This window comes from Lacticaseibacillus camelliae DSM 22697 = JCM 13995, assembly GCF_001311195.1.
Lineage (GTDB): Bacteria > Bacillota > Bacilli > Lactobacillales > Lactobacillaceae > Lacticaseibacillus > Lacticaseibacillus camelliae.
In genome coordinates this window covers 20,271-31,790 of record NZ_BBAJ01000023.1, presented here as the reverse complement: position 1 = coordinate 31,790, position 11,520 = coordinate 20,271, and the positions used below count along the sequence as shown (strand labels likewise).

Sequence of the window (11,520 nt, the reverse complement as noted above, 5' to 3'; positions counted from 1 at the left end):
CCGCCCCCAGAAAACTCGCCGCCTGGCCCCAATTGCCGGCGGCCAGCGGCCCACGTGTTTCGCCTAGGCGCCGCAACAGGTACAGCGTCATGGTGACAGAAAACTCCGCGATAGCACTCGGCGAATACGCTGGCACGTTGGCAATCCGGATCCCAGCCTGCTTCGCTGCGGCCAGGTCAAGGTTGTCCAAGCCCACGTTGCGAATTGTCAAAAAGTGGATGCCAAAGGCCGCCAGTTGCGCGAAAACGGCTGCCGAATACGGCGTTGTTTGCAGACAATTCACACCGTCAAAGCCCTGGGCCCAGCCGACCGTGGTTTCGTCGAGCGGCTCCGGATGAATGGTCAGCGTCTGGGCATGCGTTTTCTGCCAGGCTTCAAAGTAGGCGAGTTCATCCAGTTTGGCACCATACACAATGATTTTCACGAGGTCATCGCTCCTTTTGGTAATTTTTCTCAGTATACAGGGTAAGACCCGGATTTGGCTATTTTTGCTGGCCTCGCAAAGCTTAAAATTGTGTGAAAGCGGTTACTTCCCTATTAATATCTAAATTGGCTGTGCTACACTTAAGGTTCTAAAACTATCGGGAGGTTTTATACCTATGAAAATTGTCGTATTAGCCGGCGGCCGGAGCACCGAACGGAACGTTTCGATCTCCAGCGGCTACCGACTGACCAACGCGCTGCGTGACAAGGGTCACGAGGCCACGTTCATCGACCTGTTCCTCGGCTACGACCTGAAAGGCAAGCCGGCTTCATCTGTGTTCGAAGACGCCAACACATCCAAGGACCTGAACATCTCGGATGCGATCTTGACTGATGAAGACATCAATGCGCTCCGTCCCGGCGACGACACTGCGCTGTTTGGCCCCAACGTCCTCGACATCTGCAAAGCAGCCGACATCGTCTTCCTCGGCCTTCACGGCGGCGACGGTGAAAACGGCAAGGTCCAGGCCGTACTCGACCTGAACAACATCAAGTACACCGGCAGCGGCTCGACCGCGTCCGGCATCACCATGAACAAGGTCTACTCCAAGGAAATCATGCTGTACCACAGCATCAAGACCGCGGCGTTCGTCGAGATCACCCGCGACCAGGGGCCAACAGGCCACAAGCTGCCCTTTGCCTATCCGGTCGTCCTGAAGCCAACTTCAGGCGGCTCGTCGGTCGGCACCCACATCGTGCACAACGATGAGGAGCTGGAAAGCGGCCTCGTCGACGTGTTCCGGTTCGATAACTCAGCCATCGTTGAGGACTTCATCGAGGGTCGCGAGTTCTCGCTTGGCGTCGTCAATGGTCACGCGTTCCCGGCCATTGAGATCAAGGTGCACGATGGCTGGTACGACTTCGAGCACAAGTTCCAGCCTGGGCACACCGACTTCATCACCCCGCCGCACGACCTGGACCCCGCGGTCCACGACGAAATGAAGCGCGTGGCGATTCAAACCATGAAGGTCCTGGGCATGCAAAACTACGGCCGGGTCGACTTTTTCGCCAACGACTTTGGCGTTTGGGTCATTGAGGCCAACAACCTGCCGGGTATGACCCCGCTGTCCCTCCTGCCGCAAGAGGCAGAGGCAGAAGGCGTGGCCTACCCTGACTTGGTCGAAAGCATCGTCAAGGGCAAGCTGAAGATCTACGAAGACGGGATGAATAACTAAGGCTGTGGAGCCGGGCGCATTTAGCGGGCTAGGCTAGCCACTCCCGCGTTGCTCGGCGGAGCGCAACTAAAAGGCTGCGAAGTGAGGCGTACTAAGCCCGATGGGTAGCCTAGCAAGAGGCGTTACCGGCGTTTTTTTTGCCGGTGAGGCCTCTTGCGTAGCTAACCACTCGGGCGTCGCCTCGCTGAGCGCAACTAAAGTCTGTGAAGCCATCTTACGTCATATCCACTGCCTTGTTGTCAGAACTCAGCAGCCATGATAAACTATGGTCATCGAGGATCTTTTTCCATCTTTAACACGAATGCCGCCCCCTTTTGCGCAAGGAAGCGGCATTTTTTTCACTACGACGTATGCGGCCATAGCGCGTGGGCTGGATGGCAGCTAGCTTCTATTCATTCGTCATCGTCCAGCCAGCGATCGATGAGTCCTCCGACTATGTCGACCAGGAGCGGCATAATGAATAGCTCGAGGATCTTGTCCATCTTTACACCCCCTCTCGGAGCTAGTTGCCTATTGTAAAATTACGTAGTCTGCCTTAACAGCCCTAAAAGTGAGTACCATTTGACACAACCGCCAAAACTTGAGATACTACTTCCGGTGCCAAACCACGATCCGGGTACTCGGTCGGCGCGAGAGCGTTCAGAAGGCTGACGCACCGGATCACTGAGACCACGATGAGAATCGTGGCCTTTTTTTGTCTAATCAGATAAAATAAGTCGCTCAAACGCCCTTTTTGATTAGAATTTAGTCCATCTCTCTCATACTCTCTTATCCTGCTTTCATTATCGACGTAATCGTCGCTCAAGTGGTCTATACTTTTCCTCGGACTTTTTTCACAAAGGAGAGGGAAAAATGAAGAAGAGTATGCGTTTATTGTTGGCACTGTTGACCGGGGTCCTGTTGGTTGTTGGCCTCAGCGGCTGCAAGAGCAATGACTTGAGCCTCGGCCTGACCAAGACCACCGTCAGCTCGGATGATTCCGGTAACGCCACGGCTAAGGGCACGGTCAAAGGCGATGGCGTCCTGTATATCAATGGCCAAAAGGCGACCAGCCAGCCGAAAAACGGCAAGTTCAGCACTGACTTTATGGTGAACAAAGCCTACCAGGACAACAAAGTCACGGTGAAGTACGAAGACAGCAAGGCCAAAAAGTCAGTTTCCAAGAAGCTGACGGTTAAGGCTAACGCGCATGCCAAGAAGATCCACGAAAAGGAACAAAAGCACACCGACGAGGTCAACAACACTTGGAAGCAACTGAAGGACAGCGACAGCAGCTCTTCCGCCAAGTAACCAAGTCTTTTCACAAACCAGTGACCCAAAAAGGTCCCCCTCACGCGTCATGTGAGGGGGACCTTTTTGCGATGTCGCTAAGTTAGAATTTCTGCCAAATGTCCGCCAGCACATTGGTTTGCTCGCGGTCCGGGCCCACTGAGAACGTCAGCAGGTCGACGTTGGTCAGCTCAACGATGCGCTTCACGTAATTGCGGGCGTTTTCGGGCAGGTCAGCCAGCGTCTTGGCGCCGGTAATGTCCTCCGTCCAGCCAGGCAGCTCCTCGTAAATCGGCTTGCAGGCCGCCAGCTCCTTCAATGAAGCCGGGTAGCGGGTGATGGCCTCGCCGTTCAGATCGTAGGCCGTGCAGATCTTGACCGTCTTGAGGCCAGTGAGGACATCGATCGAGTTCAGCGCGAGGTCCGTGACCCCGGCAACGCGGCGCGCGTGGTTGACCACCACGGCGTCGAACCAGCCGATGCGCCGCGGCCGGCCGGTGACGGTGCCGTACTCGTGGCCGGCCTCGCGGATGAAGCTGCCGTCGTCGTCAAACAGTTCACTGGGAAACGGGCCGTCGCCGACACGTGATGTGTAAGCCTTCGCGACCCCAACCACGCGATCGATCTTGGACGCACCGACGCCGGAGCCGGTGGTGACGCCGCCGGCCGGGTTCGAGGAGGTCACGAATGGGTAAGTACCTGATCGACGTCGAGCATCGTGCCCTGAGCACCTTCAAACAGCACGTTTTCACCGTTGTCGATGGCATCGTTCAGCACGACTGACGTGTCGGTCACATACTGTTTGATTTGCTGGCCGTAGCCGTAATATTCCTCGAAAATATCGTCGAAGCTCATTGGCTCGGCGTCGTAAATCTTGGTGAACAGCAGGTTCTTTTCCTTGAGGTTAGCACGCAGTTTTTCCTCAAAGGTCTCGCGGTCAAGCAAATCCGCGATGCGAATGCCGACGCGCGCAGCCTTGTCCATGTATGCCGGGCCGATGCCGCGGTTGGTGGTGCCGATCTTATCCGCACCCTTGGCCGCTTCCTGCAGCTTGTCCAGCGCGAGGTGGTACGGCAGGATGACCTGTGCGCGGTCGGAAATGCGCAGGTTATCACCGGCGACGCCTTGCTGGCGCAGGTGAGCAAGCTCCTCGACCAGGCTCTTCGGGTTGACGACGACTCCGTTGCCGATCACGGACAGCTGGTGCGAATGCAGAATGCCGCTGGGGATCAGCCGCAGCTTGTACACCTGTCCGCCCTGGTGAATCGTGTGGCCGGCGTTGTCCCCACCTTGATACCGGCTGATGATCTTCGCGCCTTGGCTGAGAAAATCGGTGATTTTCCCCTTGCCTTCGTCGCCCCACTGCGTGCCAACAACTACGACTGTTCCCATGACTTCTCGCTCCTTCGTTTCAATTGGTAAATGCCACTCATTGCCATCCAGTATGATAACAACAACCCGAGCAGCTTTCAAGCCTAAATCCGAATGTTAATTTTTAAAGTTTAAACAGAACACAAAAAAATCCGAACATTTTATGTCCGGATTTTTCAATATTCAAAAATAACCGAATTACTGTTCGTGATGCAGGCGTGCCTCTTGCAGGTATGCGTAGATGTGGCCGAACGCGATCTCCTGCACGTCGTCAAACGTCACCAGCGCCGGCTCGTCAGCACTTGGCACCTGCATCTCAAAGCTGGCCGGCCCCACCGCGTCAGGCACGCCCATCAGGTGGTCGTCGTCGTCCTTAGTCCGCACGCGCACCACCCGCTCGAAGGCCGCGGCCTCCTGGATCAGGCTCTGAAAAATGTCCGAGGAACTGTCAAACTCGCGGTCCGCGTTGAGTACCGGCTGTTTCTCTAGGTGATTAGCCGTCATCCAGTCGCTGTATGCCTGAACAGTTTGCAGGTAGTCCGACGCCAGTGTGACACTTTGCAGGCTGGTGAGCCGCAGCGCCACGTACCCGCCAAATTGGCCCGCCATGTCCTTGAGCCGCAGCACGACCACGTGATCATTGATGGCCTTGACCGTGCCGACGTAAAACTGGTCATCCCCGCCCTTCGGCATGGCTGCCAGCAAAGTGCCATCACCCTGTGCAGTGGTGAACACGTCCTTGAGCTGGCCGTCATTTTGCACGATCTTCGTCACCACATGGTGCAGATCATTGCGCTTTTGGACCAAGGCACTTTCCAGGTGCAGCTCAAGGCCCTGAAACTCAATAACCAACACGTCGGCAAAATCGACCTGCATGTAACGCACATCCGTGTAGTTGAACTTGTTAAACACGGACAGGGTCATGCGCCCCTCGGCAACGGCAGTCACCTGGCCTTCCAGGTAGGCGTCGTCATCGGCCAAGATCACCAGGATCACGTCACCGGTACTTTTGGCCTGCGTTGCCAGCTGGTGGATCAGACTTTTACGCGGATCAAAATGCAGCTCGGGACTCGGCTGGGCCATTGTAAGAAAATGCTTCTCCGCCGCGACACGCATCCGAAACGACATGTCCACCAGGTCATCCCCAGCGAACTCGACCTGATCGATTGCCGTGAATGCAATCAACACGGCCCCGTCGGCGATACCCGCATCGTTGTAAGTCGCCAGCAGCACCCGCTGTTTGCCGAGGGACTGGACATAGCCGGTGTAAAAATCATCGGTGTCTCGCTGATAAACATTGATCAGCAGCTGCTCGTTCAGGGCAGTCATGAGACTCATTAGAATTGCATCCATGGGGAGACCTCCTTTCTGAGGCTGCGAAGCACTGGCGAATTTAGCGGGATGGGTAGCCTAGCTCAGTGCATTGAAGCCGCACTTTGGCTTCGAGGCGCTGAGCGTAGCTAGCCACTCCCGCGTTGCCAGTGCTGAGCGCGACTGAGCGTGGTTCCTAGTCCTGCTCAGCGAGGCAACGCCCGGAATCTTCGCAGCCCTTTATTCTGTCATCGGTGCCAGCGAACTGAACTTGTTGTACGACTTCACGAATAGCAGCTTCACCGTGCCGCGCGCGCCGGAACGGTTCTTTTCGATGATGACTTCAATCGGGCCAACGTCTGGTTCGCCGTCGTCACCCTGGCCATTGTCACTGTTATCCGAATCATCATCGTCGCCGCCTTCACCGTCGCGGTAGTAATCCTCACGGTACAAGAACGCGACGATGTCGGCATCCTGCTCGATCGACCCGGATTCACGAATATCTGACAGCACCGGCCGCTTGTCCTGACGCTGTTCAACGCCACGCGACAGCTGCGACAGCGCGATGACCGGGCAGTGCAACTCCTTGGCGAGCTTTTTCAGCTGCCGGGAAATCGCGGAAACTTCCTGTTGGCGGTTTTCACCGGTCCCTTCGATCAGCTGCAGGTAATCGATCACGACCAGGCCCAGCGGGTGCTGCCCCTTCTCCTCGGTGCCGTCCTTGTGCTTGATGACCTCGTTTTCCTTTTCCTTCTGAAGCTTGAGGCACTCGGAGCGAATCTGCGCCACGCGCATCCCCGGGGTGTCATCAATGTACAGCGAGGCTTCGCTCAGGCTGCCCATCGCGACAACCAGACTGTGCCACTCGTCAGGCGACAGCTGTCCTGTCCGCAGGTGCTGAGAATTGATGTTGCCTTCCGCGCACAACATCCGGTTGACCAGCGACTCCGCCCCCATTTCGAGGGAAAACATGGCCACCGTTTTCGGCGTCTTAGTACCGACATTCTGGGCGATGTTCAGCGCGAATGCCGTTTTCCCGACGGCCGGGCGCGCTGCGATAATGATCAGCTCATCGTCGTGGAGGCCAGTCGTGATCTCGTCCAGCGCCTTGAACCCAGTGGGCAACCCGGTGATGGTCTGATCGCCTTGCGCCAGCTTGTCGATCTCATCCATGGCATTATTCAGCACGTCTTTGATCGGGCGAAAGCCCCCTTGCTGGTTGCCGTCGTTGACCTTCATGATGGCGGTCTCGGCGTCTTCCATCAAAGTTGGCACATCTTTTGGCTCGTCGTAGCTCTGCTGAATAATTTTCTCAGCCGCATCGATCAACCGCCGCAGCTGTGCTTTTTCCGCGACAATTTTGGCGTAGAAAACCTCATGCGAAGAAGTTGGCACCGCATCAGCCAGCTCAGTCAGGTAAGGAATCCCGCCCACATCGTCCAGCTGGTTGCGCGCGTCCAGGTAATTCTTGACGGTGACCAGATCAATGGCCTCGTCATCCAGCGACAAGGCCGACATGGCACTGAACACCAGCTGGTTGGCGCGCTTGTAAAAGTCTTCTGGCACGATGTACTCTTCAGCCGACGCCAAGACGCTCGGCGACAGAAAAATCCCGCCGAGAACAGCTGCTTCAGCTTCAGTATCTTGCGGCGGCATGCGCCGGATCGGGTTATCCATGCTCGAAGGCTCCTTTTCTTTCATCCTAAGTTATCTTATATAGTTTAGTTTACGCCGAGGGGTTTCGCAACAGAACCCGCAGCGGGAACCAGCGGCTTGGTCATTGGCCCAGGTTAGGCTTCAAGCTTAGCCGATGAGGCCTGCGCGAAGGCCGCGACCAGAAAAAAAGCCGCCCGACCATAGCCAGACGACTGAAGAATTCATCTCAAATCTTAAGGTGACCACCACAATCAGCGGTGGGAGACCCAAGGCGTCATATCAGTGCATAGCGCCTTTCGTGTTTCATTTTAGGCCAGCGCACGACTACTTCTGCGCGGTGATGTGGACACGGATCTTGCGTCAACGCCTGGGTACAGGTGCACCGTGACATTGCGGTAGCCAAGCGCCTTGATGGGCTCTGGCAGGTCCATCTTGCGCTTGTCGACTGTGATCTGGTACTGCTTCTCCAAGGCCTGGGCAATCTGCTTGCTCGGGATCGAGCCGAACAGGCGGGAATCCTCGCCAGCCTTGCTTTGAATCTGGACAATCGTCTTGTCGTCTTCGAGCTTGGTCTTCACGGCCTCGGCCTCGGCGCGCTGTTCGGCCGCCTTTTTTCTCTTCAAGCTTCTGCTGGCCGCGCAGCGCACTCATGCTTGCGGGGTCGCCGGCTTGGCCTTGCCGTTTTTGATCAGGAAGTTCTGGGCGTAGATCCGGGACCTCTTTGACCTCGCCACGGTTGCCTTTGCCTCGTACGTCTTGCGTAAAAATCACTTTCATGTGATGGCCTCCCTAATTTTCTTCTTTTTCCGTCTTGATGGCGTCCTTCAGCATCGCCGTCGCCTGCACGATGGTTTTGCCTTGAAGCTGGGTCGCCGCGTTATTGAGGTGACCGCCGCCGCCAAGCTTTTCCATAATCAGCTGCACGTTGATGTTGCCAAGGCTGCGCGCAGAGATCCCAACTGTTGAATCAGACCGCCGCGTGATGACAAAGCTGGCCTCGATGCCGTTGAGCGACAAACAGGTGTCGGCCGCCTGGGCCGCGATGACCGGATCGTACGCTTTGGTCTCCTCACCCGTACATAATGCCATAGTTGGCGCAATCATTTCAATCGTGTCAATGAGGTGATTCTTCTGAATGTACGAGTCGACGTTTTCCTTCAAAAAGGCTTGCGTCATCTGGGGATCGGCGCCCATGCTGCGCAGGTACGAGGCGGCGTCGAACGTCCGCGTGCCAGTGCGCATCGCAAAGTTGTGGGTGTCGACCGTGATCCCAGCCAGCATCGCCGTCGCCTCAAGTTTGGACAGCGTCGCCACGCCCTTCGGCTGGTACTCGAACATTTCGGTGATCAGCTCGCAAGTCGAGCTGGCGTAGGGTTCAATGTAAACCAGCATCGGGTCTTCGGGGAACTCCTCGCCGCGGCGATGGTGGTCAATGATGACCGTCCGAGTCGCCAGGCGGTCAAACAGCGCTGGTGCCGCCGTGATCGACCGCTTCGAGTGGTCGACCAGGATCAGCAGCGACTTGTCGGTGGCCTCAGTGAGCGCCGCTTCCGGCGTCACAATGGCGTTGCCGATGTCAGGATCCTTACCCACTGCGCCCATCAGGCGTTCGACGTCAGAGTGCAGGTGCTCAGGGTTAATCACCACGTAGCACTCCTTGCCGTTCATCTGGGCGATGCGGCGAATCCCCAAGCTGGCGCCGATGGCATCCATGTCAGGCCGGTCGTGACCGACAACAAAGATCTTGTCGGTTTGCTTAAACAGTTCCTGCAAGGCCTGCGAAATCATGCGGGCCCGCACCCGGGTGCGCTTTTCCATCGGGTTGGTCTTGCCGCCGTAAAAACGGGCCTGCCCATTTTTCGCGCGGACGACGACCTGATCCCCGCCGCGGCCAAGCGCCAGGTCCAAGTTGGACTGCGACGTCACGGCTAGCTGGGACAAATCGGAATCCCCGTACGCGATCCCGACCGACAGCGTCAGCGGGTAGTTCTGCTTGGACGTTTCGGTGCGGATCGTGTCCAAAATCTTGAACTTATCCGCCTCGACGGCCTCCAGCGACCGCATGTAGGCAATCATCAAGAAGCGGTCATTGGCGACTCGCTTGACGAACATCCCGAACTTGTTGGCCCAGTCGCTCATTTGGTTGGTGACGTAGGAATTCAGGTTCGTAGTTGCCTGGTCGTCCATGGTTTGGGTGACTTCATCGTAGTTATCCAGGAACACCTGGCCGATGGCGAGGCGCTCGCCTTTGGCCTTTTCCTCAATTTGCGCGTAATGTGTGATGTCCATCAGGTAGGCAACCCCGATCGGCTTTTGCACCGTCAGTTGGAAGTCGTGACCGCCCCAGTGCACCTCAGACAGCTCGGTATCTTCCTGGTGTGCCGTGATGACATCGGCCAGCTCGGCATCGATGTCCTTCAGCGGCCGGCCCAGAATGTCCTCATCCTTGAAGTACTGAAGCAGGTAAGGGTTGGCCCATTCAACGTTCATCTTCTTGTCGAAGATCAAAATCCCGACCGGCATCTTGATCAAGGCTTCCTGCTCACCGCGCTTGATACGGTACGACAGATCGGAGATGTACTTATTGGTCGACTCGGTGATCCGTTCCAGGGTGAAGAACGTGGCCACGACCAGCCCGACTAAGAAAAGCAGCAACAGCAGCCCCAGCCAAGGCTTAATGAACAGCGCAATGACGACATCGATGGCGGCCAGGACCGTCATCACCAGCCCTAAGTTACGCAGCCGGGAGTCTTCAAGAAACGCCGGCAGGGTGATCTTTTCAAATAGTTTTTTTCATTTTCCTCGCTAACTCGCTTTCGCAGTCATGCTAATCGCTTTAATGTGCTTTTATAGTTTAACATATTATTAAGGAAAGGCTGCGAGGGTAAGCGCACTTAGGCGGATGGCTAGCCTAGCTGCAGCTTTGCCTGCGCAGCAGGTGAAGCTGTGGCCGTAGCTAGACACGCCGCCGTTGCTTACCCGAGCGCAACTACGAAAGGCTGCGAAGCCGAGCCCACCTAGTCCGATGGCTAGCCTAGCTCAAGGCATTGGCGCCGCTTTTTGGCGCTGAGGTCTTGAGCGTAGCTAGACACTCGGACGTTGCCCCACCGAGCGCGACTACAAAGGCTGCGAAGCCGAGCCCACTTAGGCGACTGGGTAGCCCAGGCGCCGCCACGAAAAAAAGGCCGACCCATCAGCCGCCCCTCAATCACTTGACCTCTTGATAGCCGTCTTGCTTCAGCGTGTGCGTCACGTTGTCTAGGCTGATGTGGTCGGTCTTCCCCGCCAGCGCTTGACCATCGACCTTGGCAAGCTTGCCAAAATCGACCTTCGCCGTGTCGACGGTAACGACCTCGTGGACCATTTTGCCGCTCCGGGCCACGGTCGCCTTCACCCCGTGCAGCTTGGCGTGGGCCTGGGCGTCTGCTTGCATCACGTGCCAGCCACGGTCCAGCGTCTTCGCATCGCTTTTGCCCATGACCTTGGCCATATCGATGTCCAGCGTCGTGACCTGCTTATCCACGTGGTCAGAGCGGCCCTTGGTGTAAAACGCCAGTGTGGTTTTCTCCCCGCCGCCGCTGTGCGCAAACACCGTTTTGTGCACCGCCTGACTGCAGCCGGCAAGCAGCACAACTAACCCGAAGGCACTCAGCCAAGCGACCAGCTCCCGCCGCCATTTTTGGGTAGAAGCCAGCCTAGCGCGTCGTTTCTTCATAAAGGTACCCCGCCTCGCGCAGGGAAGCCTTGATCGCCGTCAGTTGAGCGGGCGTATCGTAGGCAATCGTGTGCATATGGATGCCGTCAGTCAGCTCCGAGAGCATTTTGCCCTTATTCTTCCGCATCCGGCCGAGAAATAAGTTGATTTCGGCGTGCGTCCGTATCTGCAGCTCACCGCGCAGCTGACCGTACAGCGGATGGTCGACAATGACGTCAAGCGCGGCGCCGCCGTTATCCACAATGCGCGTCAGCTCATCGCCCGCCTGATCCGGCGTGTGGCGGCAAACAATGATGGCCTGGTGCGGTGAATCCTCGACGTACATGTACCCGCGCGGCGTGGCCACCAGCTCCTCGCCCCGGGCCCGCATCAGCGCAATGTCACCGACAATTGTCTGCCGCGACACCCCAAAGCTGTCCGCAAAAGTGGTCGCGGTGATCGGTTTCTTCGCTGTACTCAGCTGCATCTGAATCTGCGCCTGCCGTTCTGCACTATTCATAAAGGTCAACTCCTCTGGCTTTAACTTTAACCCAAAGTGCG

General features: G+C 56.8%; 8 protein-coding genes and 2 pseudogenes. 2 read left to right on the top strand and 8 right to left on the bottom strand.

All coding sequences use genetic code 11. The features are described 5' to 3' along the window. A partial coding sequence (locus JCM13995_RS06030) for a Rossmann-fold NAD(P)-binding domain-containing protein (protein WP_500778514.1) occupies window positions 1-424 on the bottom strand: 424 nt, incomplete at its 3' end. Between the two features lie 175 nt (window positions 425-599). On the opposite strand from JCM13995_RS06030, the gene JCM13995_RS06025 reads away from it, so the two are divergent. Both JCM13995_RS06025 and JCM13995_RS06020 read left to right on the top strand, forming a co-directional pair. After that, window positions 600-1,658, top strand: a complete 1,059-nt coding sequence (locus JCM13995_RS06025; protein WP_054663549.1) for a D-alanine--D-alanine ligase family protein — start codon at window positions 600-602, stop codon at window positions 1,656-1,658. 852 nt (window positions 1,659-2,510) lie between these two features. Then, window positions 2,511-2,948 carry a hypothetical protein gene (locus JCM13995_RS06020; protein WP_054663546.1) on the top strand — a complete coding sequence of 146 codons (438 nt, stop codon included), beginning with the start codon at window positions 2,511-2,513 and terminating at the stop codon, window positions 2,946-2,948. 82 nt (window positions 2,949-3,030) lie between these two features. Here JCM13995_RS06020 and JCM13995_RS06015 read toward each other — a convergent pair. From JCM13995_RS06015 to JCM13995_RS05985, 7 genes and pseudogenes are all read right to left on the bottom strand, one after another. Then, window positions 3,031-4,319: pseudogene (locus tag JCM13995_RS06015) on the bottom strand (adenylosuccinate synthase). A 177-nt stretch (window positions 4,320-4,496) separates the two neighbouring features. Beyond that, window positions 4,497-5,651, bottom strand: a complete 1,155-nt coding sequence (locus JCM13995_RS06010; protein WP_054663543.1) for a hypothetical protein — start codon at window positions 5,649-5,651, stop codon at window positions 4,497-4,499. 198 nt (window positions 5,652-5,849) lie between these two features. Further along, window positions 5,850-7,286 (bottom strand): replicative DNA helicase, encoded by a 1,437-nt coding sequence (dnaB, locus tag JCM13995_RS06005; protein WP_054663540.1) that lies wholly within the window; start codon window positions 7,284-7,286, stop codon window positions 5,850-5,852. Window positions 7,287-7,589: 303 nt separating this feature from the next. Continuing rightward, window positions 7,590-8,042 (bottom strand): annotated as a pseudogene (gene rplI, locus JCM13995_RS06000) (50S ribosomal protein L9). Window positions 8,043-8,054: 12 nt separating this feature from the next. Further along, a complete protein-coding gene (locus tag JCM13995_RS05995; protein ID WP_054663537.1) occupies window positions 8,055-10,040 on the bottom strand; it encodes a DHH family phosphoesterase in 1,986 nt (661 codons plus the stop codon). A gap of 433 nt (window positions 10,041-10,473) precedes the next feature. Then, complete coding sequence (locus JCM13995_RS05990) at window positions 10,474-10,980, bottom strand: DUF1307 domain-containing protein (RefSeq protein WP_054663534.1); 507 nt, start codon at window positions 10,978-10,980, stop codon at window positions 10,474-10,476. Continuing rightward, the gene (locus JCM13995_RS05985; protein ID WP_054663531.1) at window positions 10,961-11,479 is read right to left on the bottom strand and encodes a transcription repressor NadR; all 519 of its coding nucleotides are present in this window, start codon (window positions 11,477-11,479) and stop codon (window positions 10,961-10,963) included. The genes JCM13995_RS05990 and JCM13995_RS05985 overlap by 20 nt, the downstream gene beginning before the upstream one ends. Between the last annotated feature and the right edge of the window lie 41 nt (window positions 11,480-11,520).

Coding starts and splice junctions, on each gene's coding strand:
- JCM13995_RS06010 (WP_054663543.1), bottom strand. CDS start 5,651: ATGGATGCAATTCTAATGAGTCTCATGACTGCCCTGAACGAGCAGCTG.
- JCM13995_RS06025 (WP_054663549.1), top strand. CDS start 600: ATGAAAATTGTCGTATTAGCCGGCGGCCGGAGCACCGAACGGAACGTT.
- JCM13995_RS05985 (WP_054663531.1), bottom strand. CDS start 11,479: ATGAATAGTGCAGAACGGCAGGCGCAGATTCAGATGCAGCTGAGTACA.
- dnaB (WP_054663540.1), bottom strand. CDS start 7,286: ATGGATAACCCGATCCGGCGCATGCCGCCGCAAGATACTGAAGCTGAA.
- JCM13995_RS05990 (WP_054663534.1), bottom strand. CDS start 10,980: ATGAAGAAACGACGCGCTAGGCTGGCTTCTACCCAAAAATGGCGGCGG.
- JCM13995_RS06020 (WP_054663546.1), top strand. CDS start 2,511: ATGAAGAAGAGTATGCGTTTATTGTTGGCACTGTTGACCGGGGTCCTG.